General features: G+C 67.2%; 22 protein-coding genes, 1 tRNA gene and 1 pseudogene. 14 read left to right on the top strand and 10 right to left on the bottom strand.

Annotation, left to right across the window (positions count from 1 at the left end; all coding sequences use genetic code 11):
- Positions 1 to 16: 16 nt before the first annotated feature.
- The 6 genes and pseudogenes from D3H54_RS23655 to D3H54_RS23630 form a co-directional block, all read right to left on the bottom strand.
- Entirely contained in the window at positions 17 to 784 is a 768-nt protein-coding gene (locus D3H54_RS23655; protein ID WP_168215108.1) for an enoyl-CoA hydratase family protein, read from the bottom strand.
- 39 nt (positions 785 to 823) lie between these two features.
- Positions 824 to 1,929, bottom strand: a pseudogene (locus tag D3H54_RS23650) (acyl-CoA dehydrogenase family protein).
- Positions 1,930 to 2,000: 71 nt separating this feature from the next.
- On the bottom strand, positions 2,001 to 4,007 hold the full coding sequence (locus D3H54_RS23645) for an acetyl/propionyl/methylcrotonyl-CoA carboxylase subunit alpha (RefSeq protein ID WP_149381686.1): 2,007 nt from the start codon (positions 4,005 to 4,007) through the stop codon (positions 2,001 to 2,003).
- A 39-nt stretch (positions 4,008 to 4,046) separates the two neighbouring features.
- Positions 4,047 to 5,642, bottom strand: coding sequence for an acyl-CoA carboxylase subunit beta (locus tag D3H54_RS23640; protein ID WP_047332038.1), 1,596 nt, complete (start codon positions 5,640 to 5,642; stop codon positions 4,047 to 4,049).
- Positions 5,639 to 6,796, bottom strand: a complete 1,158-nt coding sequence (locus D3H54_RS23635) for an acyl-CoA dehydrogenase family protein (RefSeq protein ID WP_149381684.1) — start codon at positions 6,794 to 6,796, stop codon at positions 5,639 to 5,641. The genes D3H54_RS23640 and D3H54_RS23635 overlap by 4 nt, the downstream gene beginning before the upstream one ends.
- Positions 6,793 to 8,475, bottom strand: a complete 1,683-nt coding sequence (locus tag D3H54_RS23630) for an acyclic terpene utilization AtuA family protein (RefSeq protein ID WP_149383708.1) — start codon at positions 8,473 to 8,475, stop codon at positions 6,793 to 6,795. Before D3H54_RS23630 ends, D3H54_RS23635 begins: the two co-directional genes overlap by 4 nt.
- Positions 8,476 to 8,684: 209 nt before the next feature.
- Here D3H54_RS23630 and rpmF point away from each other — a divergent pair, with 209 nt between their 5' ends.
- The 7 genes from rpmF (at position 8,685) to mspA (ending at position 14,580) form a co-directional block, all read left to right on the top strand.
- Entirely contained in the window at positions 8,685 to 8,858 is a 174-nt protein-coding gene (rpmF, locus tag D3H54_RS23625) for a 50S ribosomal protein L32 (protein ID WP_005139771.1), read from the top strand.
- An 81-nt stretch (positions 8,859 to 8,939) separates the two neighbouring features.
- Complete coding sequence (locus D3H54_RS23620; RefSeq protein ID WP_036346178.1) at positions 8,940 to 9,626, top strand: response regulator transcription factor; 687 nt, start codon at positions 8,940 to 8,942, stop codon at positions 9,624 to 9,626.
- Positions 9,626 to 11,173 carry a HAMP domain-containing sensor histidine kinase gene (locus D3H54_RS23615; RefSeq protein WP_149381682.1) on the top strand — a complete coding sequence of 516 codons (1,548 nt, stop codon included), beginning with the start codon at positions 9,626 to 9,628 and terminating at the stop codon, positions 11,171 to 11,173. The genes D3H54_RS23620 and D3H54_RS23615 overlap by 1 nt, the downstream gene beginning before the upstream one ends.
- Positions 11,174 to 11,236: 63 nt before the next feature.
- A complete protein-coding gene (locus D3H54_RS23610; protein ID WP_149381680.1) occupies positions 11,237 to 12,682 on the top strand; it encodes a S1C family serine protease in 1,446 nt (481 codons plus the stop codon).
- 23 nt (positions 12,683 to 12,705) lie between these two features.
- Positions 12,706 to 13,260, top strand: coding sequence for a MogA/MoaB family molybdenum cofactor biosynthesis protein (locus D3H54_RS23605; RefSeq protein WP_149383707.1), 555 nt, complete (start codon positions 12,706 to 12,708; stop codon positions 13,258 to 13,260).
- Positions 13,261 to 13,413: 153 nt separating this feature from the next.
- Entirely contained in the window at positions 13,414 to 13,572 is a 159-nt protein-coding gene (locus tag D3H54_RS31310; RefSeq protein WP_168214952.1) for a hypothetical protein, read from the top strand.
- A gap of 369 nt (positions 13,573 to 13,941) precedes the next feature.
- The gene (gene mspA / locus D3H54_RS23600; protein WP_149381678.1) at positions 13,942 to 14,580 is read left to right on the top strand and encodes a porin MspA; all 639 of its coding nucleotides are present in this window, start codon (positions 13,942 to 13,944) and stop codon (positions 14,578 to 14,580) included.
- Positions 14,581 to 14,644: 64 nt separating this feature from the next.
- Here mspA and mscL read toward each other — a convergent pair whose 3' ends face one another.
- Positions 14,645 to 15,100 carry a large-conductance mechanosensitive channel protein MscL gene (gene mscL, locus D3H54_RS23595; protein WP_149381676.1) on the bottom strand — a complete coding sequence of 152 codons (456 nt, stop codon included), beginning with the start codon at positions 15,098 to 15,100 and terminating at the stop codon, positions 14,645 to 14,647.
- Between the two features lie 113 nt (positions 15,101 to 15,213).
- Complete coding sequence (locus D3H54_RS23590) at positions 15,214 to 15,867, bottom strand: SAF domain-containing protein (RefSeq protein WP_149381674.1); 654 nt, start codon at positions 15,865 to 15,867, stop codon at positions 15,214 to 15,216.
- Between the two features lie 185 nt (positions 15,868 to 16,052).
- Between D3H54_RS23590 and D3H54_RS23585 the strand changes: the two genes are divergently transcribed.
- The gene (locus D3H54_RS23585) at positions 16,053 to 17,216 is read left to right on the top strand and encodes a sensor domain-containing phosphodiesterase (RefSeq protein WP_168214951.1); all 1,164 of its coding nucleotides are present in this window, start codon (positions 16,053 to 16,055) and stop codon (positions 17,214 to 17,216) included.
- A gap of 39 nt (positions 17,217 to 17,255) precedes the next feature.
- On the opposite strand, the gene D3H54_RS23580 is transcribed toward D3H54_RS23585, so the two are convergent.
- Positions 17,256 to 17,579: an FmdB family zinc ribbon protein gene (locus tag D3H54_RS23580; RefSeq protein ID WP_149381670.1), complete on the bottom strand. Its 324-nt coding sequence runs from the start codon at positions 17,577 to 17,579 to the stop codon at positions 17,256 to 17,258.
- A 169-nt stretch (positions 17,580 to 17,748) separates the two neighbouring features.
- Complete coding sequence (locus tag D3H54_RS23575) at positions 17,749 to 18,372, bottom strand: 5-formyltetrahydrofolate cyclo-ligase (protein WP_432246392.1); 624 nt, start codon at positions 18,370 to 18,372, stop codon at positions 17,749 to 17,751.
- Between the two features lie 45 nt (positions 18,373 to 18,417).
- Here D3H54_RS23575 and D3H54_RS23570 point away from each other — a divergent pair, with 45 nt between their 5' ends.
- From D3H54_RS23570 to D3H54_RS23545, 6 genes are all read left to right on the top strand, one after another.
- Positions 18,418 to 19,338 carry a UTP--glucose-1-phosphate uridylyltransferase gene (locus tag D3H54_RS23570; RefSeq protein WP_149381666.1) on the top strand — a complete coding sequence of 307 codons (921 nt, stop codon included), beginning with the start codon at positions 18,418 to 18,420 and terminating at the stop codon, positions 19,336 to 19,338.
- 49 nt (positions 19,339 to 19,387) lie between these two features.
- Positions 19,388 to 20,641 (top strand): molybdotransferase-like divisome protein Glp, encoded by a 1,254-nt coding sequence (glp, locus tag D3H54_RS23565; RefSeq protein ID WP_149381664.1) that lies wholly within the window; start codon positions 19,388 to 19,390, stop codon positions 20,639 to 20,641.
- A 14-nt stretch (positions 20,642 to 20,655) separates the two neighbouring features.
- On the top strand, positions 20,656 to 21,309 hold the full coding sequence (locus tag D3H54_RS23560) for a GNAT family N-acetyltransferase (protein ID WP_149381662.1): 654 nt from the start codon (positions 20,656 to 20,658) through the stop codon (positions 21,307 to 21,309).
- 146 nt (positions 21,310 to 21,455) lie between these two features.
- A complete protein-coding gene (gene sepX, locus D3H54_RS23555) occupies positions 21,456 to 22,535 on the top strand; it encodes a divisome protein SepX/GlpR (protein WP_149381660.1) in 1,080 nt (359 codons plus the stop codon).
- A 51-nt stretch (positions 22,536 to 22,586) separates the two neighbouring features.
- A tRNA-Ala gene (locus D3H54_RS23550) sits at positions 22,587 to 22,659 on the top strand.
- A gap of 164 nt (positions 22,660 to 22,823) precedes the next feature.
- Complete coding sequence (locus tag D3H54_RS23545; protein ID WP_149381658.1) at positions 22,824 to 24,113, top strand: sensor domain-containing diguanylate cyclase; 1,290 nt, start codon at positions 22,824 to 22,826, stop codon at positions 24,111 to 24,113.
- Positions 24,114 to 24,124 lie beyond the last annotated feature (11 nt).

Here is a 24,124-nt window from a genome sequence, read left to right as displayed (position 1 = left end):
TTCTCTCACGCCTGTGTTATCGCACCCAGCGCGGCGGGCGTTTCTGGAGAAACGCGAGCATGCCTTCGTGAGCTTCCTCGGAGATGAACAGCCGGGCCGATTCCGTTGCCAAGTCCTCGGCGTCGCGGTCGAAGCGGGCGAGAATGTCGGCTGTGGTCAGCGCCTTCGATGCCGCCAGCCCTTGGGGCGAGCCACGCCCCAGATCGGCCACGATGCCTACGATCGCCGCCTCCACGTCGTCGGCGGCCAACGTGATCACGCCGATCTCGGCGGCTGTCGGTGCGGTGAACGTCTCACCGGTGAGGTAGTACCGGGCGGCCGCGCGCGCCGTCATCTTCGGCAGCAGTGTCAGAGAAATGACAGCGGGGGCTACGCCGATGCGCGCCTCGGTCAGTGCGAACGTGCTGCGCGGGCCGGCGACGGCGATGTCGCACGCCCCCACCAACCCGAGACCGCCGGCCCGGACGTGACCGTCGATGGCCGCCACCACCGGCATAGGGCATTCGACGATCGCCCGCAGCAATGCCGCCATCTCCCGACCCCGCGCGGCGGTCATGTCGAACGGATCGCCGTCCGACGCTTCGCTCAGGTCGGCACCGGCACAGAACGTGCCGCCGGTGTGACCCAGCACCACGGTCCGCACCGCCGAATCCTCCGCCGCCGCCCGCAGTCCGGCATGCAACTGCTCCACCAGCCGCGTGGACAGCGCATTGCGGTTGTGCGGCGAGTCGAGCGTCAGCCGGGCGACGTGACCGTCGACGGCATAGGTGACGAGCCGATCCATCTCACTCCCCATGTCGCTTCGCTCCTGCCCGCCGCGTCATCAGTAGGACCGCGGCAGGCCGAGCGAAGTCTGCGCGACGAAGTTGAGGATCATCTCCCGGCTTACCGGAGCGATGCGCGCCAGCCGGGACGCGGTGAGCATCGACGCGACGCCGTACTCCTTGGTGAGTCCGTTGCCGCCGAGGGACTGCACGGCCTGGTCGACGGCCTTGGTGGACGCCTCGCCCGCGGCGTACTTGGCCATGTTGGCCGCTTCAGCGGCGCCGAAGTCGTCGCCGGCGTCGTAGAGCGCGGCGGCTTTCTGCATCATCAGCTTGGCGAGTTCGATCTCGATGTAGTTCTGCGCCAACGGGTGCGCGATACCTTGGTGCGCACCGATCGGCGTCTTCCACACCTGGCGGGTCTTGACGTACTCGGCCGCCTTGCCGAGCACGTGGCGTCCCGCACCGATCGCGTTGGCCGCACCCATGATTCGTTCCGGGTTCAGGCCGGCGAACAGCTGCGCGATCGCGGCGTCCTCCGAACCGACCAGCGCATCGGCGGGCAACCGGACATCGTCGATGAACACCTGGAACTGGCTTTCCGGGCTGACGATCTCCATATCGATCTTGGTGAAGCTGAAGCCTGGGGTGTCGGTCGGCACGATGAACAACGCGGGTTTGAGGTTGCCGGTCTTCGCTTCTTCGGTCCGGCCGACGACCAGCACCGCCTGGGCCTGGTCGACGCCGGAGATGTAGACCTTCTGGCCGGACAGAACCCAGTCGCTGCCGTCGCGGCGCGCGCGGTGGTGGTGATCTTGTGCGAATTCGATCCGGCGTCGGGTTCGGTGATGGCGAACGCCATGGTGATCGACCCGTCGGCGATACCGGGCAGCCAGCGCTTCTTCTGGTCGTCGGTGCCGAACTTGCTGATGATGGTCCCGTTGATCGCCGGTGACACCACCAGCATCAGCAGCGCGCAGCCGTGGGCGGCCATCTCCTCCATGACCAGGGACAGCTCATACATGCCTGCGCCGCCGCCGCCGTACTCCTCGGGAAGGTTGACCCCGACGAAGCCGAGTTTGGCCGCCTCGGACCACAATTCGTCAGTGTGCTCACCCGCGCGGGCTTTGGCCAGGTAGTAGTCCGAGCCGTAGCTCGCCGCCATCGCGCCGACCGCCTTACGCAGCTCCTGGCGTTCGGCGCTCTCGATGAAGCCGGTGTCGGTACTCAAGGCGGTCACAGCTCTCCTTCTGTGTCGGTCGGGCTCTCCACCCGGGCCAGGACGGTCCCCACGTCGACCTGCTGGCCGACGCTGACCTCCAGTTGGGTCACCACGCCATCGGCGGGCGCGGTGATCGTGTGTTCCATCTTCATCGCCTCCAGCCAGACCAGCGGCTGGCCCAGCGTGACGCTGTCACCCAGGGCGGCGCCGAGCCGGATCACCGCGCCGGGCATGGGTGCCAGCAACGATCCCTTCTCGACGGTCGAACCCGGCTCGGGGAATCTGGGGACGGCACTCAACGCGACCGGGCCCAGTGGCGAGTCGACGAATACCTCTGTGCCATAACGGCTCACACTGAATGCGATGGCGACCCCCGCGTCGTCGGCCAGCACGACCTGACCGGGCTGCGCCGACAACACCGTCACCCCCGGATCGTCGGGCAGGACCACCCCGTCACGGGTGAATCGATAGCTGATGTGGTGTTCCAGCTCGCTGACCGAGTAGCTCTTGACCTGATTGCCCGACACGACGTTGCGCCAGCCGCTGGGAATCTCGCCGAGTACCCGTGCGCCGGCGCGATTGTGGGCACTGTCGGCCAGAGCGGCGGCGACAACCGAGAGCCGCGTCGCACGGTCGTCGGCCAGCGGCCGAGACAGCTCGGGCAGGCCGTGGGTGTCGAAGAACGCGGTGTCGGTGGCGCCGTTCAGGAAGCCCTGGTGGCGAAGGACATTGACGAGCAGGTCGCGGTTGGTCCGGATGCCGTGCAGCCGGGTGCCGGCCAGCGCGGCGGCGAGCACCTGGGCGGCACGCCGTCGGGTAGGGGCGTACGAAATCACCTTGGCCAGCATCGGGTCGTAGTGGATCGACACCGTCGCATGGCCGTCGATTCCGGAGTCCAGTCGGATCCCGGTATCGGCGATCAGCCCGAAAGTGGTTGTCACACCGGGCACCTCGAACCGATGGATGCGGCCGGCCTGCGGTTGCCAGTTCTTGGCGGGATCCTCGGCGTAGATGCGGGCCTCGATCGAATGGCCGCGGGCGGCCGGGGGCTGCTCGCCGAGCCGCTCACCGTCGGCCACCGCCAGCTGCAGCTCGACGAGGTCCAGGCCGGTGGTGAGTTCGGTGACCGGATGTTCGACCTGAAGGCGGGTGTTCATCTCCAGGAAGTAGAACTCGCCGTTCTCGTCGGCCAGGAACTCCACGGTGCCCGCGCCGGTGTAGCCGATCGCGCCGGCCGCCAGCCGGGCGGCGTCGAACAGCCTCTCCCGCATCCCCGCAACGCGCTCGACCAGTGGGGAGGGTGCTTCTTCGATGATCTTCTGGTGCCTGCGCTGGATGGAGCATTCCCGCTCGCCGACGGCCCAGACCGTGCCGTGCTGATCGGCGAGGACCTGCACCTCGACGTGATGGCCGGTCGGCAGGTACCGCTCGCAGAACACCGTCGGATCGCCGAACGCCGACTGGGCCTCGCGCTGCGCGGCGGCGACCTGACCGGCCAGATCGGCCAGCTCGGACACCACCCGCATGCCGCGGCCGCCGCCGCCGGCCGACGCCTTGACCAATACCGGCAACTGGGCTGCGGTGACGGTCTCCGGGTCGAGCTCCTCGAGGACCGGAACCCCGGCCCCGGACATCATCTTCTTCGCTTCGATCTTCGAACCCATCGATGCGACGGCAGCCACCGGCGGCCCGATCCAGACCAGTCCGGCATCGATGACGGACTTCGCGAAATCAGGGTTCTCCGAGAGGAATCCGTAGCCGGGGTGGATCGCGTCAGCGCCGGCGGCCCGCGCGGCGGCGATCAGCTGCGCTGCGTCGAGGTAGCCTGCCGGAGCCGCTGGGCCGGCGACATCGGATCGAGCGCCCTCGAGTCGCACCCGGGCGTCGGCCTCGGCGACGTGCGGTGCCTCGGCGTCCGGCTCGGTGTAGACCGCCACCGTGCCGATGCCGAGCCGGCGACAGGTGGCGATTACGCGGCGGGCGATCTCGCCACGGTTGCCAACGAGAACTCTAGTGATCACTTCGGCCCTCTGTTCTTCGCGCAAGCGCTCATCACTAACTCACATCCGGAAGACGCCGAAGTTCGACGTCCCCTCGATCGGTGCATTGGCTATGGCGGACAGGCACATTCCCAAGACGGTGCGGGTGTCACGCGGATCGATCACCCCGTCGTCATAGATGCGGCCGGAGAGGAACATCGGCAGCGACTCGGCTTCGATCTGGCTTTCGACAGCAGCCCGAAGCGCGGCGTCAGCCTGCTCGTCAACGACGCCGCCGCGGGCTTCGGTGGCCGCGCGGTTGACGATGGACAACACACCGGCCAGTTGGGCACCGCCCATCACGGCGGATTTGGCGCTGGGCCAGGCGAACAGGAAGCGGGGATCGTAGGCGCGGCCGCACATGCCGTAGTGGCCTGCCCCGTAGGACGCGCCGATCAGCAGCGAGATGTGCGGGACGCGCGAGTTGGACACCGCGTTGATCATCATCGAGCCGTGCTTGATCATCCCGCCTTCCTCGTACGCCTTGCCGACCATGTAGCCGGTTGTGTTGTGCAGGAACAGCAGTGGCGTGTTGGATCGATTGGCCAGCTGGATGAACTGGGTGGCCTTCTGCGACTCCTCGCTGAACAGCACGCCGCGGGCGTTGGCCAGGATGCCCACCGGGTAGCCGTGCAGGGTTGCCCACCCGGTCACGAGCGACGGTCCATACATGGCTTTGAACTCGTCGAAATCCGAGCCGTCGACGATGCGCGCGATCACCTCGCGTGGATCGAACGGGATTCGCAGATCAGCGGACACGATGCCGAGCAGCTCATCGGGATCGGCGAGCGGGGGGATGACCGGGCGCGGTGCCGGCCCCTGCTTCGTCCAGTTCAGCCGTGCCACGATGCGCCGGCCGATCCGGATGGCATCGACTTCGTCGACGGCGAGGTAGTCGCCCAAACCCGATACCCTGGCGTGCATTTCGGCCCCGCCGAGCGACTCGTCGTCGGACTCCTCGCCGGTGGCCATCTTGACCAGCGGTGGCCCGGCCAGGAACACCTTCGAGCGTTCCTTGATCATCACCACGTGATCGGACATGCCGGGGATGTAGGCGCCGCCGGCGGTGGAGTTGCCGAACACCAGCGCGATCGTCGGGATGCCCGCCGCGGACAGCCGGGTCAGGTCCCGGAACATCTGACCGCCGGGGATGAAGATCTCTTTCTGGGTGGGCAGATCCGCACCGCCGGACTCCACCAGTGAGATCACCGGCAGCCGGTTCTCGAAGGCCACTTGGTTGGCCCGCAGAATCTTCTTCAGCGTCCAGGGGTTACTGGTGCCGCCTTTGACGGTGGGGTCGTTGGCGACCAGCAGACACTCGACGCCTTCCACCACGCCGATACCGGTCACCAGGCTGGCGCCGACCTGAAAGTCGCTGCCGTATGCGGCCAGTGGGCACAGTTCCAGGAACGGCGAATCGGGGTCGACCAGTAGCTCGATGCGCTCGCGGGCGGTGAGCTTGCCGCGCGCGTGATGCCGGTCGACGTACTTGGGGCCGCCGCCGGACAGTGCTTTCGCCAGCTCGCCGTCGATCTCGGCGAGCTTCGCGGTCATCGCCTCGGCCGCCTCCAGGTACGTGGGTGCCGTGGGGTCGAGGGTGCTCTTCAGCGCGGTCATGCCTGGTATCCAAGTGCCTTGGCCGCCAGGCCGGTGAGGATTTCGGTGGTTCCGCCGCCGATACCCAGGATCCGCATGTCCCGGTATTGGCGTTCGACCTCGCACTCGGTCATGTATCCCATCCCTCCGAAGAGCTGAACGGCCTGGTGCGCCACCCATTCGCCGGCTTCCACCGCGGTGTTCTTCGCGAAGCACACTTCGGCGATCAGATTGGTCTCGCCCGATAGTTGCCGTTCTACGACGTGGCGCGAATACACCCGCGCCACGTCGATGCGGCGAGCCATCTCGGCCAGAGTGTTCTGTACGGCTTGCCGGGAGATCAGCGGCCGTCCGAACGTCTCACGGTCCCGGCACCATTGCAGAGTCAGGTCCAGGCAGCGCTGCGCCGACGAATACGCCTGAGCCGCAAGGCCGATGCGTTCGGAGACGAAGGCCTGCGCGATCTGAGCAAAGCCGGTGTTCTCGGCGCCGACGAGGTTGTCCGCCGGAACCCGGGCCTCGGTATAAGACAGCTCGGCGGTGTCCGAGGAGCGCCAGCCCATCTTGTCCAGCCGTCTGGTCACGTCGAAACCGGGTGTGCCCTTCTCGACGACGAGCAGCGAAACCCCCGCCGCTCCGGGAAGTTCGGGTCCACCGGTGCGCACGGCGGTGACGACGTAATGGGCGCGGACCCCGGAGGTGATGTAGGTCTTCGCGCCGTTGACCACGTATTCGTCACCGGTCCGGGTGGCCGTTGTCCGCAAGTGGCCGACGTCGGAGCCGCCGCCGGGTTCGGTGATCGCCAGCGAGCCGATCAACTCGCCGCGCAGGGTCGGCCGGACGAACGTCTCGATCAGCCGCTCGTCGCCGGTGGCGGCCATGTGCGGCACGGCAATGCCGCAGGTGAACAGCGAGGCGAAAACGCCGCCAGGAGTGCCGGATTCGTGCAGTTCCTCGCAGATGATCAGCGAGTCCGCGGCGTCCCCGCCGCCACCGCCGACCGACTCGGGGAGGTCGGCGCCCAACAGGCCCGCGGCCGCGGCGCGGCGGTGCAGGTCGCGGGGGAGCTCCCCGGCGCGCTCCCACTCCTCGATATGGGGCAGGATCTCGCGTTCGGCAAAGCTGCGCACCGTTTTCCGCAGCTGCTGACGTTCGGGGGTGTTCCAGATGTTCACAGAAGCTCTTCCGGGATGTCGATGTGCCGGCTTCGCAGCCACTCGCCGAGGCCTTTGGCCTGTGGGTCGAATCGTGCTTGATAGGCGACGCCCTGCCCGAGGATGCCGTCGATGACGAAGTTCACCGCACGCAGGTTCGGCAACAGATGACGGGTGATCGGGAGATCCCTTGTCTCCGGGAGCAGTTCACGGAGCCTGTCGACGGTCAGCGTGTGCGCCAGCCAGCGCCACTGCTCGTCGGTGCGTACCCACACACCCACATTGGCCGCCCCGCCCTTGTCGCCGCTGCGCGCTCCGGCGATCGTGCCCAGCGGCACCCGCCGGGTCGGTGCCGGTGCCGGTGGCTCGGGCAGCGGCGGGGCCTCGACTCCCGTCAGCTCCAGGGTGGTCGCGGCGGGGGCGATATCGGTGCGGCTGCCGTCCGGTCGGACCGCAATCTGCGCGACATCGCTCGCGGGTACGTAGCCGGCGGTGAACACGCCGTAGACCTGTCCGTCGCCCGGCGGTGCTGTCGAGGTGAAGCCGGGGTAGGAGGCGAGCGCGAGTTCAACTGCAGCCGAGGAGAATTGGCGGCCCACCGTCTTGGGGTCCGGGTCGCGCACAACACAGCTCAGCAGTGCGCTGGCGGCTTCTTCGGTATCGGCGTCGACGTGGTCGGTGCGTGCCAGCGTCCAGCCCATCTCGGCGGGCTTCACGCGCAGGGCCGACTCCAGTTGGCTGCGCACCAGGGCGGCCTTGGCCTCGATGTCCAGCCCGGTGAGCACGAACGTCACCGCATTGCGGAAACCGCCGATGCTGTTGAGCGAGACCTTCAGCGACGGGGGCGGCGGCTCACCGCGCACGCCGCTGATGCGGACGCGGTCGGGGCCGTCGGGGGACAGTGCGATCGTGTCGAACCGGGCGGTGACGTCGGGGTTGGCGTAGCGGGCGCCGCCGATCTCATAGAGCAGCTGCGCGGTGACGGTGCCGACGCTGACCTGGCCGCCGGTCCCGGAGTGCTTGGTGATCACCGAGGAACCGTCGGCGTGGACCTCGGCCAGCGGGAAGCCGGCATGACCCAGGTCGGCGATCTCGGTGAAGAAGGAGTAGTTACCGCCGGTGGCCTGCGCTCCGCATTCGATGACGTGGCCGGCCGCCACCGCGCCCGCCAGCCGGTCGTAGTCGGCGCGGTCCCAGCCGAAGTGCGCCGCGGCCGGGCCGACCACCACCGACGCGTCGGTGACCCGGCCGGTGACCACGATGTCGGCTCCCGACTGCAGGCAGTCGACGATGCCCCACGCACCCAGATACGCGTTGGCGGTCAGTGGTGAGCCCAGCCCGAGGTCCGCGGCGCGGGGGAGAAGGTCGTCGCCTTCGACGTGGGCGACCTTTGCCGGAATGCCCAGCCGGTCGGCCAGCCCGCGAACTGCGTCGGCCAGCCCGGCCGGGTTGAGCCCGCCGGCGTTGGCGACGATGCGGACCCCACGTTCGTGGGCGAGTCCGAGGCATTCCTCGAGCTGGGTCAGGAAGGTCTTGGCGTAGCCACGGTCGGGATTCTTCATCTTGTCCCGGCCCAGGATGAGCATCGTGAGCTCGGCCAGGTAGTCGCCGGTCAGGTAGTCCAGGTCGCCGCCGGTGAGCATCTCGCGCATCGCGCCGATACGGTCGCCGTAGAAGCCCGAGCAGTTACCGATCCGCACCGCATCTGTCACGCGCGCTGTCTTCCCTTCAGTGGCCAACCAACCGGTAGGTTACTGGGGACCGCCGGTTCCCCGTCAAGGGTTGAGGCCAGTCGTCCCGGGTGTTTTGGAGCCGACGCAGGTGAGCGGCTATCCTGAGATGCAATTGTTGGCCGCGGGCATGTCAGAGTCTCTGCGCGGCGACACCCCTGATCAAGGAGAAGCACGTCATGGCTGTGCCCAAGCGCAGAATGTCGCGCGCGAACACCCGCAGTCGGCGCGCGCAGTGGAAGGCCGAGGCCACCGGTCTGGTCAACGTTTCCGTCGGCGGTCGCCAGCACAAGGTTCCCCGCCGGTTGCTCAAGGCTGCGCGCCTCGGACTGATCGATCTCGACAAGCGCTGACGCCGTTCGCCAGCCGCGAATTGCCTGCTAGCGCGGCGTGCCTCTCAGGTCAATCTCAGGCGTTGGGTTGAGACTGTGGCTGTGCGAATACTTGTCGTTGATGATGATCGCGCTGTGCGCGAGTCGCTCCGCCGGTCGCTGTCGTTCAACGGATATTCCGTAGACCTGGCGCAGGACGGTGTCGAAGCTCTCGACGCGATCGCCAATGACCGGCCCGATGCGCTCGTGCTCGATGTGATGATGCCCCGGCTGGACGGCCTCGAGGTTTGTCGACAGCTTCGCAGCACGGGCGACGATCTTCCGATCCTGGTTCTGACCGCTCGCGACTCGGTGTCCGAGCGGGTGGCCGGTCTGGACGCGGGTGCCGATGACTATCTGCCCAAGCCGTTCGCCCTCGAAGAGTTGCTGGCCCGGATGCGCGCACTGCTGCGCCGGACCGGCCCCGAGGAGCAGTCCGATTCCGCGGTGATGACGTTCGGCGATCTGACGCTCGATCCGGTGACCCGCGAGGTGCATCGCGGCAAACGCGCCATCAGCTTGACCCGCACCGAGTTCGCGTTGCTGGAGATGCTGATCGCCAATCCGCGACGGGTGCTCACCCGCAGCCGCATTCTCGAGGAGGTGTGGGGTTTCGACTTCCCGACCTCGGGCAATGCGCTGGAGGTATATGTCGGGTATCTACGCCGGAAGACTGAAGCGGAAGGAGAACCGCGGCTGATCCACACCGTGCGGGGTGTGGGTTATGTGCTGCGTGAGACACCGCCCTGATGTCACCACTGAGGCGGCGCGCGCGGGCTGAGCGGGCGCCGGAAGAGCCGACGTCATCGCTGTCATTGCGATGGCGGGTGATGCTGCTCGCCATGTCCATGGTGGCCATGGTCGTCGTGCTGATGGCGGTCGCGGTCTACGCCGTGGTGTCTGCCGCGCTCTACACCGACATCGACAACCAGCTGCAGAGCCGCGCGAGCCTGCTCATCGCCAGCGGATCGCTGGCCGCCGACCCGGGCAAGGCCATCGAGGGCACCGCCTATTCCGACGTCAACGCGATGCTGGTCAACCCCGGCCGGTCGACCTACACCGCGAATCAGCAGGGGCAGAAGCTACCCGTCGGAGAGCCGGAGAAATCCGTCATCAACGGTGAGTTGCTGATGTCTCGCCGCACCGTCGGAAACCAGCGGGTGCTGGCGGTTCACCTGCCCGACAACAGATCACTGCTGATCTCCAAGAGCCTGGCACCCACCAACGCGGTGATGACGAAACTGAAATGGGTCCTGCTGGCGGTGGGCGGCATCGGCGTCGTGGTCGCGGCGATCGCCGGCGGGATGGTGGCGCGGACCGGTTTGCGCCCGGTGGCCCGGCTCACCGAGGCCGCCGAGCGGGTGGCGCGCACCGACGACCTGCGTCCCATCCCGGTGTTCGGCAGCGACGAACTCGCCAGGCTCACCGAGACGTTCAACACGATGCTGCGCGCGCTGACCGAATCGCGGGAGCGGCAGGCCCGGCTGGTCGCGGACGCCGGACACGAGTTGCGCACGCCGCTGACCTCATTGCGGACCAACGTCGAGTTGCTGATGGCGTCGATGAAACCGGGTGCCCCGCGGCTGCCGGAGAGCGAGATGGCCGACCTGCGGACCGATGTGATCGGGCAGATCGAGGAGTTGTCCACTCTGGTAGGCGATCTCGTCGACCTCACCCGCGAGGATGCCGGCGGACTGGTCCACGAGGCGGTCGATCTGAGCGACATCGTGGACCGGAGCCTGGAGCGCGCGCGCCGGCGCCGCAACGATGTTCAGTTCGATGTCGACGTCGTCGGATGGCAGGTCTACGGCGATCCGGCCGGACTGTCCCGGGCGGTGGTCAATCTGCTTGACAACGCGGCGAAGTGGAGCCCGTCCGGCGCGCACGTCGGCGTCCGGCTCCGCCAGGTGGACGCCGCCCACGCCGAACTCGTGGTGTCCGACTACGGACCCGGAATCCCCCCGCAGGAACGGGGTCTGGTGTTCGAGCGGTTCTACCGGTCGGCGTCGGCGCGGGCGATGCCGGGCTCCGGGCTGGGACTGGCGATCGTCAAACAGGTCGTGGTCAAGCACGGTGGCATGATCCGCATCGGCGAAACGGTCCCCGGCGGGCAGCCGCCGGGCACGTCGTTCTTCGTCCTTCTGCCGGGACTGCCGATCTCCGCGGACGTCTACGGAGACGACGATTCAGCCGAAAGCGAAAACACGGCCACAATCGCCAGGACCAATGGCGATCGGCGATTTCATGAGAAAAAACCCAACGTTGGACCGAGTGTTATCTCAGTCGATTCTCAGTAGTGCAGGGCAAGCTGTGGTCAGCAGTTTTAGGCATTTTGCAAACAGGAAGAGCGACCTGACGACATGACCGACCACTCGAGGTACTCGCCGCCGCAGCAGCCCGGGCCTCCCGGGGCGAATCAGCCTGCGGCGCCGGGGTATTCACCCCAGCCGAGGACAGCCGGTTATCAGCAGCCGTATGACTGGCGCTACGCCACCCAGCCGCACCAGCAGCAATACCGGCAACCGTACGACCCGTATCAGGCTGCACGCCAAGGGAATCCGCCGACCGCGGTCGGCTACGCCCCGATCCCGCCGCGCCCTCGCTCGCGCGCAGGGGCATTGGTGGCAGGCGCGCTGGCGATCGCGGTCGTCTCGGCCGGGATCGGTGGCGGTGTGGTGTTGCTCGCGCATCCGGACCATCAGACGGTCGGCTCCGGGCTCGGAGGTTCGCCCATCGGGGGAGCCAACGTGCCCGCGGCCAACCTGCCGGTGGGATCGGTCGAGCAGGTGGCGGCCAAGGTGGTCCCCAGCGTCGTCAAGCTCGAGACCGAGTTCGGCCGCCAATCCGAGGAAGGGTCGGGCATCATCCTGTCCTCCGACGGGCTCATCCTGACCAACAACCACGTCGTCGCCGCGGCCAAGGGTGGCGGCCCGGCGCCCGCCCCCGCCGCGCCGTCCATCCCCGGCCTGCCGGGCATCCCGCTCGCACCGGGTGGCCCGGGCGCTCCGCCGTCCGGCGGCCCGAGCGCGAGTCCGGGCGGTGCGCCGACGACCACGGTGACATTCGCCGACGGTCGCACCGCATCCTTCACCGTGGTGGGAACCGACCCGGCCAGTGACATCGCCGTCGTCCGGGCCCAGGGAGTGTCGGGCCTGACGCCCATCAGCCTGGGCTCGTCGGCCAACCTGCGGGTCGGCCAGGACGTGGTGGCGGTCGGCTCACCGCTCGGGCTTGAGGGCACCGTCACCACCGGCATCGTCAGTGCACTGAACCGCCCGGTCGCCACCGGTGGCGATGCCAACAACCAGAACACGGTGCTCGACGCCATCCAGACCGACGCCGCGATCAACCCGGGCAACTCCGGTGGTGCACTGGTGAACATGAGCGGCGAGCTCGTGGGAGTCAACTCAGCGATCGCGACGATGGGCGGAGATTCGCCCGACGCCCAGAGCGGTTCGATCGGACTGGGCTTCGCGATCCCGGTCGACCAGGCCAAACGGATCGCCGACGAGCTGATCAGCACCGGCACGGCCACCCACGCGTCGCTGGGTGTCCAGGTCAGCAATGACACCACGACACACGGAGCGAAAATCGTCGATGTCACCAAGGGTGGCGCAGCCGCGGCCGCCGGACTGCCCAACGGCGTCGTGGTGACCAAGGTCGATGACCGCGTGATCGGCAGCGCCGACGCCCTGGTCGCCGCAGTCCGGTCGCGGGCCCCCGGGGATCAGGTGACGCTGACCTACAAGGACCCGTCGGGCGCCGATCGCACCGTGCAGGTCACGCTCGGAAAGGCCGCCCAATGATCCGGGTGGTGGGTGAACATCCCATGACAGTGAGCGGTGCGGCTGCCGGTCTGTCGCAGGGCAGATATACGGTGACATCCATGGAACAGCCAGGGGAGCTGGTGGGGCGCGCGCTCGTCGTCGTCGTTGACGATCGCACGGCCCACGGCGATGAGGAGGACCACAGCGGACCGTTGGTCACCGAGCTGCTCGCCGAGGCGGGCTTCGTGGTGGACGGTGTGGTGGCGGTGTCCGCCGACGAGGTCGAGATCCGGAATGCGCTCAACACCGCCGTGATCGGTGGTGTCGATCTCGTGGTGTCGGTGGGCGGTACGGGTGTGACCCCGCGCGACGTGACGCCGGAAGCCACCAGGACGATCCTCGACCGTGAACTGCTCGGCATCTCCGAGGCGTTGCGCGCCTCCGGGCTGTCCGCGGGAATCACCGACGCGGGCTTGTCACGTGGTCTGGCCGGGATTTCCGGCAGCACATTGGTCGTCAACATCGCCGGATCGCGATACGCGGTCCGCGACGGGATGGCGACGCTGAACCCGCTGGCAACGCATGTCATCGGCGAGCTGTCCAGCCTCGAGATCTAAGCAAGCTTCCTTCGGCGCGCCGGCGGGCAATTATTACCGCGGCGTAACGTCAATTATGGGCATCACCACCGGGGTCGGAGGCGTTGTGTTAACACCCTGTGAACTGCACAAATATCAAGATTGTGATCTTTATCACAATCTTAGGTTTCTGTGATGAGCAGTCCGCGCGAGAACCGAATCGCAGTTAACAAGATTTTCGGTTCCGAGTTGCCTCAGGAGTCCTCCGACGAGCGTGATCCGGACTCGAATCGCGACCGCGACGACCGGGACGAGTGGTTGCGGGATAACGTCCCGCCGCACCACGGCGGATGATCAGCAGGTGGTGATCGGCAGGTCCGGCCATACCGCGACGTTGGCCGGCGGTTCCCATCGGATGGCCGGCGCGCCCGGTTCGCGCCCGTTTCCGCTCAACGGAATCAGTTCCCGGTTAACCGGGGCTTTCTTTCCAGCAAACTTCCCCGCGCAAACACCGGTTCGGCGCACGGAGACGCTATGCGTTGCCGCCCCGATGTCATCCCGTTATGTTCCTCGTGTCAACGATGAGCAGAGCGTAAGAGCGGTGTGTGAGGGACTCTCATTGAACTGCTGTACGCCGTGGGCGGTGTCAGCATGTTGTGACCCCGAGCACGAAAACACACTCGGTTAGCCCTCGGGTCAGCCGTCGACATAGCTAGGGAGAACATGAAGGTAATCGGTCGGGTACTGGTGGCGATGATCGCTGCCGTCGCGGCGTTGTTCGTCGGGACAGGTACCTCGCACGCAGGGTTGGATAATGAGCTGAGTCTGGTCGACGGCGGTGGCCGGACGATGACGGTGCAGCAGTGGGACACCTTCCTCAATGGTGTGTTCCCGTTGGACCGCAACCGGCTGACTCGGGAGTGGTTCCACTCCGGCAAGGCTGTCTACAGCGTGGTCGGCCCGGGTGCCGATGAGTTCGCGGGCACCTTGGAGCTGGGCTACCAGGTTGGCTTCCCGTGGTCGCTGGGTGTGGGCATCAACTTCAGCTACACCACCCCCAACATCCTGCTCGACGACGCCAACATCTCCCCGACGGGCTTCAACCCGCTCGGTTCGGTGATCACCCCGAACCTGTTCCCGGGTGTGTCGATCTCCGCGGACCTGGGCAACGGCCCCGGTATCCAGGAAGTCGCCACGTTCTCCGTCGACGTCGAAGGCCCCAACGGCTCGGTCGCGGTGGCCAACGCCCACGGCACCGTCACCGGCGCGGCCGGCGGCGTGCTGCTGCGCCCCTTCGCCCGCCTGATCTCCAAGGCCGGCGACAGCGTCACCACCTACGGCGAACCCTGGAACATGAACTAACTCCCTTGGCACGTCAACAAAATGGCCCCCGGCTCACGCCGGGGGCCATTTTGTTCGCGCGTCGTCAGTCTTTGTCGGCGCTCGTCATCTCTGCGGTGTCGGGGCTCGGGCCGGTTCCCGGGCCGGTGGTCTTCTTGGCTGTTCCGCTTGCGTCGGCCAGCAGATCGCGAATCTCGGTCAACAGGCTCAACTCGGTATCGCCGGCCTGCTCGACCTCGCCCTTCTTCCGGAGCCGGTTGTAGGGCACGACGACGAAGAAATACACGACGGCAGCCACAAGAACGAAGTTGATCAATGCCGACAGCAGGATGTTCAGGTCGATGGCCTGCCCACCGCCGATCGAGATGCGCAGCAGGCCGTAGCTCGTGTCCTTGCCGGCACCGATCCGGCTGATCAGCGGCGTGATGATGCTTTCGGTGAACTTGGTGACCAGCGCGGTGAACGCGGTGCCGATCACCACCGCGATCGACAGGTCGACGATGTTGCCGCGGGAGAGAAACTCCTTGAATCCCTTCAACACGGTATTGCCCCTTTCACTCTCTGCCCCGAGATCTCGAAGGGTAGTACTGCCAGGCAGGGGAAATGGAGTGCTGCCCACTCCCACCCCGGAGCCCGCACCGCCTGCCGGATAGCTCAGTGGATCGTCAGAGTGACGGTCTGCACAAGCGTTGCCGCCGCCAGAGCGTGGGCGCCCGCCGCGGGCAACGCCACCAACACGACCCGGTCGTCGCCGGCGCCGGCCGCCTTCTGCTTCGGCGAAACCAGCACGACGACGGCGTTGGTGGCCGCGAGCATCGGCTTCGCGTCGCCGCCCGCATCCGCGGCGCCCATGACGTCGACGATGTCGCCGGGCCGGATCACGTCGAGCACCGCCGCATCGGCGAGGTGCAGCGGCACGACCCGCGCGTCGGGTCCGGCGCTGAGCCCGGTCAGGCGTGAGCCGAGCACTCTGACATCGGTGAGCACCTCTCCACGTCGCGCCGGCCCGGCCAGGGTCGCCCCGACCACGTCATCGACTCTCATCTGGACGCCGTCGGGAACCGTTGCGGCAGAACGCTTCTCCACCGCGACATCGTCGGCCGACAAAGCCAGCCCCGGGGTGAGGTCATGTGTTGCGACCACCACGTCGGTTCGGTGGTGGTCGGGGTCGGGCCGCAGCGCGGCGATGCCGGCGAGAACGACCAGCGCACCTGCCACGACCCGGCGCGCCAGGATGGTGCGGGTGAAGTCGGGCCGGAGCAGGTGCCGGATCCGGCTCGGCAGCGTGGGGTTGAGCGACTCGCCCATGGCGCAACCGTAGAGCGCGGGCACCGATCGTGGTTTCGCGTCGCACCTGGCCTGTTGACAACTGCCGCCGGCGGCGGAGCATTGTTTGCAGGCGGCGTCTTCATGCTTTCTGGACGACCTAAATGAGGTTTGCCTGTACCGTATCCAGCTGTAGTTCGGCGCCTGTGCTGGGGAGAGGAGGCGCAGTGGTGAACGCCGATCAGCTTCTCGCGCGCAGACTCTTGGCGGCGCTTGCTGCCGGCGGGGTGGAACCGTTCTTCCAACCGATCGTGTCCCTGGACGACGGCCATGTCCTGGGATTCGAGGTTCTCGCCCGATGGAACGATCCGGAGGAGGGCTACATCGCCCCCGATCGGTTCATTCCGATCGCGGACCGGTTCGGGCTGCTCGATCGCATGCTGGATCAGCAGATGCGCACCGCATTTTCGGCCGCGGCGGACTGGCCGCACCATCTGTTCCTCGGCTTCAACGTCTCGCCGACCCAGCTGCGCAACCCCGAGCTGGCGACCAGAATCGGCAAAGCGGCAATGGATTCGTCATTTCCGTTGAGCCGCGTGCACATTGAAGTCACCGAGTCGGGCTTCATCGACGATTTGACCCAGCCGCGACGCACGCTCGACCGCCTGATCAACCTCGGCTGCATGATCGCCATGGACGATTTCGGTACCGGCTATTCGAGCTTGACGTGGCTCAGCACGTTGCCGTTCTCCAAACTGAAGATCGATGCCAGCTTCGTGACGGCGATGGAGACCCACCGCCAGAGCCGCAAGATCGTGCACGCGGTGGTGAGCCTGGGCCACAGTTTGGGCCTGGCTGTCGTGGCAGAGGGGGTCGAGACGCCCGGGCAGGCCGAGCTGTTGCGGACCATGGGGTGCAAGCTGGCGCAGGGCTATCTGTTCGGGCGCCCGATGCCGGCCCAGCAGGTACCAAATGCGTTGTCAGAGTTGGCTTCCGCGAGGGCCGCCGAAAATCTGTCGGTGCCGATGTCGCTGGAATTGCGTGCCCACCGGCTCTCCGAGAGCTACGCACCCGACGCCGCTGTCGCGTTCATGGACCCGGCGGGCACCGTCGTCGCGTCCAGTGCCGCCTTCGACAAGACATTGAGCTCCACCGGGGGAGAAGTGGCCGGACGTCACATCTGGGACCTGATCGGGGTCACTCCGGACACCATGGCCGAACTGCGGGCGTCGGATCTGCTCGACGAGCCGTTCCCCGCGTTCGACGAGAAGGCGGCCGACGGGTCGGTGGAGCAGGTTCGTATCCGCCCCGTCAAGGACGAGAGCAGTGAACTGGTCGGCTTTTCGGTCGAATTCGGGGACAACCAAAACTCGGCTGGAATGGCGTCCTGATCGCGCGGAAGACCTTGCGCCCCAATGGAGCTCGGTGTGCTAGCTCGATGCCGCGGCGGCCGGCGCGGAGGACGACGACGAACTCGACGAACTGGATGAACTCGACGAATCGCTGGAGCTCGACGACTTCTCCGACGTCGACGTGGAGGACGACGAGGTCGACTCCGACTTGCTGCTCTTGCCTGCTTCGCGGCTGTCCGTGCGGTAGAAGCCGCTGCCCTTGAAGACCACGCCCACCGAGTTGAACAGCTTGCGCAGCCTGCCGGAGCACTCGGGGCAACTGGTCAGCGCGTCGTCAGTGAACGCCTGCACCGCGTCGAAGCGGTTGTCGCACTCGGTACACGCGTAGCTGTAGGTCGGCACTTGAACCTCCGGAACGAGACTTGGTCTTTTAGCACTCTACCGTGCCAAGTGCTAGAACCGCCATGTGGCACGTATCATTCCCCCAAGCCGCGCCGGGGGAACGCCGCGACGAAATGGGGAAAAAACCCTTCGAGGGGGAGCGTCCGGGTGCATCGTATGCCGAGTGGCCTCACTCAGTGTCGGCCAGCGCACAAAGACCGTGTTTGGGGGTGAGGACATGGGTCATCCGGATGTCATGAGGTTCGCTGGGCAGTTCGTCGACAAGCTCCACGTCGCGGACCACCGCGACCAGCTTGGCGCTGGGTTGGCACAGCGGCAGCGAGCGATCGTAGAAGCCGCCGCCGCGACCCAGCCGCACACCTCGGCGGTCCACCGCCAGGGCCGGCACGAGCACGAGGTCCGCCTCGCCCAGGGCCGCGCTCGGCAACACCGGCTCGGCGGGCTCGAGCAGCCCGTATCGCGCGGCGACCAGCTTGCCGGGCACGTAGACACCCCAGCACAGGGCGAGTGGTTGGCCGTCGGCACCGGTGCGCGTCACCGGCAACAGCACTCGGGCGCACAGTTCGCGCAGCCGGTCCACCAGCTGCGGCGAACCCGGCTCGGTGCCCACCGGGAGGTAGGCGCACACCGTGTCGTCCCGGCCGACGAACTCCTCGAGGTGCGCACACAGCGCCACTGCCTCTGCCGCCCGCACCTCGTCGGACACTTCCCGGCGCGCCGCCAACAGGGCAGCCCGGTGTTGGGCTTTAGTACCGGCGAGCACGCCGTCCACCATGTCAGCGCGCAACTGCATTGCGCCAGAGTGAAGGACCAACATGTTGCCGTTAGGGTGTGAACGATGAGGCCGCCAGAGGTCCCGATTCCGCGCACAGCGATCGTCCCCGCGGCCGGATTGGGAACGCGATTCCTGCCCGCCACCAAGACCGTGCCCAAGGAATTGCTGCCTGTCGTCGACACGCCCGGTATCGAACTCGTCGCCGAGGAGGCCGCGGAGGCGGGCGCCGAGCGGCTGGTGATCGTCACCTCTGAAGGCAAAGACAGCGTGGTCGCCCACTTCGTCGAGGATCTGGTGCTGGAAGGCACGCTGGAGGCCCGCGGCAAGAAGGCGATGCTGGAGAAGGTGCGCCGGGCCCCGGCGCTGATCAAGGTCGAGTCGGTGGTGCAGCACGAGCCGCTGGGTCTGGGCCACGCGGTCGGCTGTGTGGAAGCGGTGCTGTCGCCGGACGAGGACGCGGTCTCGGTGCTGCTGCCTGACGACCTGGTGTTGCCGACCGGTGTGCTCGAGACCATGGCGAAGGTGCGCGCCAAGCGGGGCGGCACGGTGCTGTGCGCCATCGAGGTGTCCGAGGACGAGGTCAGCGCCTACGGTGTGTTCGACGTCGAGACGGTGCCCGATGCGGCCAACCCGAACGTGATGCGGGTCAAGGGCATGGTGGAGAAGCCGAAGGCCGAGGATGCGCCGTCGCTGTATGCCGCGGCCGGGCGCTATCTGTTGGACCGGGCCATCTTCGACGCGCTGCGCCGCGTCGACCGGGGTGTCGGCGGTGAGATCCAATTGACCGACGCCATCGAGTTGTTGATCAAGGAGGGGCACCCAGTGCATGTCGTGGTGCACCGCGGCTCTCGACACGACTTGGGAAATCCCGGCGGCTACCTGAAGGCTGCGGTTGACTTTGCCTTGGATCGTGACGACTATGGCCCGGATTTGCGGCGATGGTTGACGGCACGCCTGGGCCTGGCCGACAAGACCGAACAATAGAAGCTGCGGCGGGCCCGCGCGACCGGAGCTCGAGGCAGAAAGGCGCGCGGTGCGTTCGGTAGAGGAACAGCAGGCCAGGGTGGCGGCCGCGGCGGTGGCGCCACGGCCGGTACGGGTGCCGATCGCCGAGTCCCAGGGCCTGATGTGCGCCGAGGAAGTGATCACCGAGCATCCGCTGCCCGGTTTCGATCAGGCCGCCATCGACGGCTACGCGGTCCGCAGCGTGGATGTCCAGGGTCTGGGCGGCGATTCCGACGACGAGCAGGGCGCCGAGATCAGCCTGCCGGTGATGGGTGTGATCGAGGCGGGCGCGCGCACCCCGAGCCGGCTGCAGCCCAAACAGGCTGCCCGGGTGCAAACCGGTGCGCCGATGCCGACACTGGCCGATGCAGTGCTGCCGTTGCGCTGGACCGACGGCGGTCAGGCGCGGGTGCGGGTGCTGCGCGGGGTCCGGTCGGGCGCCTACGTCCGCCGGGCCGGTGACGATGTGCAGCCCGGCGACGTCGCGGTGCGTGCCGGGGCGACGATCGGCGCCGCGCAGGTCGGACTGCTCGCGGCGGTCGGCCGCGAGCGGGTGCTGGTGCATCCGCGTCCCCGCGTGACCGTGATGAGTGTGGGCGGCGAGTTGGTCGACATCTCCCGGACTCCTGGCAATGGCCAGGTGTATGACGTCAACTCCTATGCGATCGCGGCCGCGGCGCGCGATGCCGGTGCCGAGGTGAATCGGGTCGGCATTGTCAGCACCGATCCGAAGGCGCTGCGCGAGGCGGTCGAAGGTCAGCTCAACCGTGCCGAGTTGGTGGTGATCGCTGGTGCGGTCGGCGGGGCTGCGGCCGAGGGTGTGCGCGCGGTGCTGTCCAAGCTCGGCGAGATGGAAGTCACCAGGATCGCCATGCATCCGGGGTCGGTCCAGGGCTTCGGTCAGCTGGGTCGCGAACGGGTCCCGACGTTCCTGTTGCCGGCGAACCCGGTCAGTGCGCTGGTGGTTTTCGAAGTCATGGTTCGTCCGCTGATTCGGCTCTCGCTGGGCAAGCGCCAGTCGCTTCGGCGTGTCGTGCAGGCCCGGGCGTTGTCGCCGATTTCGTCGGTGCCCGGGCGGAAGGGTTACCTGCGGGGACAGCTGATGCGCGATCAGGACACCGGCGAATATCTGGTGCAGGCGCTCGGCGGCGCCCCCGGTGCGTCGTCACATCTGCTGGCGACGCTGGCCGAGGCCAACTGCTTGGTCGTGGTGCCCACCGAGCTGGATCAGGTCCGAACCGGTGAGGTCGTCGACGTCGCGTTCCTGGCGCAACGAGGCTGAACCGCGGAGCAGAAGTGAATTTGTGGCGAAACAGTTCCCTGCACCCGGGCTGGCCCGCTGCCGTCGGTCCGCTGCGGGTGGGCGCCGGGGTCATCCGATTGCGGCCGGTGCGAATGCGCGACGCGGCGATGTGGAGCCGCATCCGCTTGGCCGACCGCCGCTACCTCGAGCCGTGGGAGCCGACGGCTGAGGTGGATTGGACTGTGCGGCACGCGGTTTCGTCTTGGCCGCCGGTGTGTTCGGGCCTTCGGGCGGAGGCGCGCAAGGGCCGGATGCTGCCGTATGTGATCGAACTCGACGGGCAGTTCAGCGGTCAGCTGACGATCGGCAACGTGACGCACGGGGCGTTGCGCTCAGCCTGGATCGGTTACTGGGTGTCCAGTGCCGTCACCGGCGCGGGGGTGGCCACCGGTGCGCTGGCACTGGGGCTCGACCACTGCTTCGGGCCGGTCGGCCTGCATCGGGTGGAGGCGACGGTGCGCCCGGAGAATGCGGCGAGTCGCGCGGTGCTGGCCAAGGTCGGGTTCCGCGAGGAGGGCCTGCTGGAGCGGTACCTCGATGTCGACGGCGCGTGGCGCGACCACCTGCTGGTGGGGATGACAGTGGAAGAGGTCGAGGGCTCGGTTACGGGTCGGCTGGTGCACCGCGGGCTGGCGCACTGGGCGTGATCGCCGAGGCGACTTGTTACTAATGTGACATTTGTGGCTGTTGGTGCTTGTCAAGGGCAAATTACAAGTGTGTAATTGACTCCGGCGCGCCGTCCCGGGTTGCCAAGGTCACGGACCTAGCCTGGACGCGAAAGGAGCAGGCCACCATGCCAAGCATCCCCCAATCATTGCTCTGGATTTCGCTTGTGGTGCTGTGGTTGTTCGTGTTGGTCCCGATGCTCATCAGCAAGCGTGACAACGTCCGCCGGACCAGTGACGTCGCGCTCGCCACCCGAGTGCTCAACGGCGGCGAGAAGTCGCGCCGGTTCAAGCGCAGCGGCCCGTCGGCCGGTCATCGGCACGACCCGGACTGGCAGCCCGAAGAGGACCAGTTCGACGAGTTGGACTCCGACGACGAGGTGACGCCGTCGCGCACCCGCACGGTCGTTGTGGTGGCCGCGGTCACCGAAGAGGCCGAGTCGGATTACCTCGACGTCGACGTGGTCGACGAGGACTCCGGCGCACTGCCGGTCGGAGGCACCGCCCGCAGCGCCCAGGTCCAGCCGAGCCTGTTCGACGAAGCCCCGGCGCCGGTGGTGGCCGAACCCGTGGCGGAGGTCGAGGAGACCGACGAGACCAGCGACGAGACCAGCGACGAGCAGGCCGACACCGCGCCCGCGAGCGATGACACCGATCAGTTCCAGGCGGTCACCGAGGATCAGCCGCAGGACGGCACCGACGACGAATACGAATATGTCGAGGACACTTCAGGTCTGGAGGCCGAGGACGAGCCTGCGACGACCGTGACGCCGCGGGCGAGCCGGCCGCGTCGTTCGGAGTCCACGACGGCCGCGGCGGTCAGCGCGCGCAAGTACCGCTTCCGCAAGCGGATGCTGATGGCGATGGCCGCGGTCATGGTCGTCACGGCAGTGCTGTCCTTCACCGTCAGCTCCGATCTGTGGTGGGTCACCGGTGTGGCCGGTGCCGTGACAGTGCTGTACCTGGGCTACCTGCGTCGTCAGACCAGGATCGAGGAGCAGGTGCGCCGGCGTCGCCAGCAGCGGATGGCACGCTCGCGGCTCGGGGTCGAGAACACCCAGGACCGCGAATTCGACGTCGTACCGTCCCGGCTGCGCCGTCCCGGTGCCGCGGTGCTGGACATCGACGATGAGGACCCGATCTTCGAGCACCTCGACGAGGTGGCGTTCGCGCGGCACTTCGACCTGCCGCGGGCGGCAGGCCAGTAGGTCGCCGGTTTCGGTAAGGCGGGCTGCGACTGGTAGCCTGCTACCGACCAAGGGGCTATAGCGCAGTTGGTAGCGCGTCTCGTTCGCATCGAGAAGGTCAGGGGTTCGATTCCCCTTAGCTCCACAGTTTTCGACGATCGTCAATGGCGCGCCTTCGCCGGCAGGCCCTGCCGAAGTCCGCACATCTGGCCCCCTTGCCGGCGTTGGCCGTAGCCTGTTTGGGCTGGAGCGGATGCTGGCGAAACATTCTCTGGTGAGGGTCCGCGTCGATTGCCGGAGGGATATGCCATGTCGGACACCGATGAGTTCGGTGACGTCGATCGACTGCGGCAGCTCATCGACAAATTGCCGGCCATGGTGGCGTACTGGGACGGCGATCTGCGAAATGTGGTCGCCAATGAGGCTCACCGACAGTTCTTCGGTAAGACTGCCGCCGAGATCCGCGGCATGCACATCACCGAGTTGCTGACCGGAGACCTCGGCGAGGCGAGCCTGCCGCACGTCTACGCCGCAATGGCAGGCGAGGATCAGATTTTCGAGAAGACCCTGACCGACCACACCGGCGCTGTCCGTCATGTCCAGGCCTCCTACCTGCCGGACGTGGTCGACGGGCAGGTGCGTGGGTTGTACGTGCAGGTGGCTGATGTGACAGCGCGGGTCGAGGCCGAGAGGGCCCGCGATGACGCTCAGCGGCTGTTCGAGATCAGCATGGACAACGCGCCGTTCGGAAAGGCCGTGTTCACCACCGACGGACAGGCGCTCTACATCAACTCGGCGCTGCGCGAGCTGTTGGGGATCCGGCCGCACGAGGAGGCGGCTCTCAACTACTACGACGGCATCCACCCTGATGATTTCGCTGTGGCAGAACAGGATTGGCGCGAGCTGCTATCCGGCTCGGTGGATCAGATCGACACGGAGGTCCGCTATGTCAGGAGCGACGGCGCCATCATCTGGGTGCATCGCGCCGCGGTGCTGGCGCCCCGCGCACACGGCGGTGCCGACGTCGTGATCGCCCAGCTTCAGGACGTCACCGACCGCAAGGACACCGAAGTCGAACTGGCCCACCGCGCCGTGACTGATCCGCTCACCGGCCTGTACAACCGGCACTCGCTCGTAGCTCGGATCGCCGAACATCGCTCCGCCCACCCCGGCGACTGCGTGGCCGCGTTGTTCATCGACCTCGATGGATTCAAGAAGGTTAACGATTCGCACGGCCACGCCGCTGGGGATGCCGTTCTGGAGGCCGCCGCCCAACAGCTTGCCGGGGCGGTGGCGTCGCCCAATGCGGTCTACCGTATCGGCGGCGACGAGTTCGTGGTCCTGGTCGTCGACGACGTCAGCGCGTCCATCGTCGAGCGATTGGTGCAGGACGTGGGGACTGCGGTCAGCGGCACGTATCCCGTCGAGGGCGGCGAGGTGACACTGACGGCGTCGGTGGGGTGGGCACGCAGCCGGACAGCGGACGCCGCCGAACTCATCCGCGACGCCGATGTCGACATGTACCGGCATAAAGCACGGCGCCGGCAGGGTGATCAACGCCTCAGCTCAACCGAAATTGTCGCGCGCGACGGCGAGTAGGGTACGGGTAG

Source organism: Mycobacterium sp. ELW1 (assembly GCF_008329905.1).
In the GTDB taxonomy this organism is placed as follows: Bacteria; Actinomycetota; Actinomycetes; order Mycobacteriales; family Mycobacteriaceae; genus Mycobacterium.
Note: the sequence above shows the minus strand (reverse complement) of the source record. Positions and strands in the feature narration are given on the sequence as shown.

Excerpts from the sequence above, each read along its gene's own strand:
- D3H54_RS23655 (WP_168215108.1), bottom strand. The coding sequence starts at position 784 with ATGGATCGGCTCGTCACCTATGCCGTCGACGGTCACGTCGCCCGGCTG.
- D3H54_RS23640 (WP_047332038.1), bottom strand. The coding sequence starts at position 5,642 with ATGACCGCGCTGAAGAGCACCCTCGACCCCACGGCACCCACGTACCTG.
- rpmF (WP_005139771.1), top strand. The coding sequence starts at position 8,685 with ATGGCTGTGCCCAAGCGCAGAATGTCGCGCGCGAACACCCGCAGTCGG.
- D3H54_RS23615 (WP_149381682.1), top strand. The coding sequence starts at position 9,626 with ATGTCACCACTGAGGCGGCGCGCGCGGGCTGAGCGGGCGCCGGAAGAG.
- D3H54_RS23610 (WP_149381680.1), top strand. The coding sequence starts at position 11,237 with ATGACCGACCACTCGAGGTACTCGCCGCCGCAGCAGCCCGGGCCTCCC.
- D3H54_RS23605 (WP_149383707.1), top strand. The coding sequence starts at position 12,706 with ATGACAGTGAGCGGTGCGGCTGCCGGTCTGTCGCAGGGCAGATATACG.
- D3H54_RS31310 (WP_168214952.1), top strand. The coding sequence starts at position 13,414 with ATGAGCAGTCCGCGCGAGAACCGAATCGCAGTTAACAAGATTTTCGGT.
- mspA (WP_149381678.1), top strand. The coding sequence starts at position 13,942 with ATGAAGGTAATCGGTCGGGTACTGGTGGCGATGATCGCTGCCGTCGCG.
- D3H54_RS23590 (WP_149381674.1), bottom strand. The coding sequence starts at position 15,867 with ATGGGCGAGTCGCTCAACCCCACGCTGCCGAGCCGGATCCGGCACCTG.
- D3H54_RS23575 (WP_432246392.1), bottom strand. The coding sequence starts at position 18,372 with ATGCAGTTGCGCGCTGACATGGTGGACGGCGTGCTCGCCGGTACTAAA.
- D3H54_RS23570 (WP_149381666.1), top strand. The coding sequence starts at position 18,418 with ATGAGGCCGCCAGAGGTCCCGATTCCGCGCACAGCGATCGTCCCCGCG.
- sepX (WP_149381660.1), top strand. The coding sequence starts at position 21,456 with ATGCCAAGCATCCCCCAATCATTGCTCTGGATTTCGCTTGTGGTGCTG.
- D3H54_RS23545 (WP_149381658.1), top strand. The coding sequence starts at position 22,824 with ATGTCGGACACCGATGAGTTCGGTGACGTCGATCGACTGCGGCAGCTC.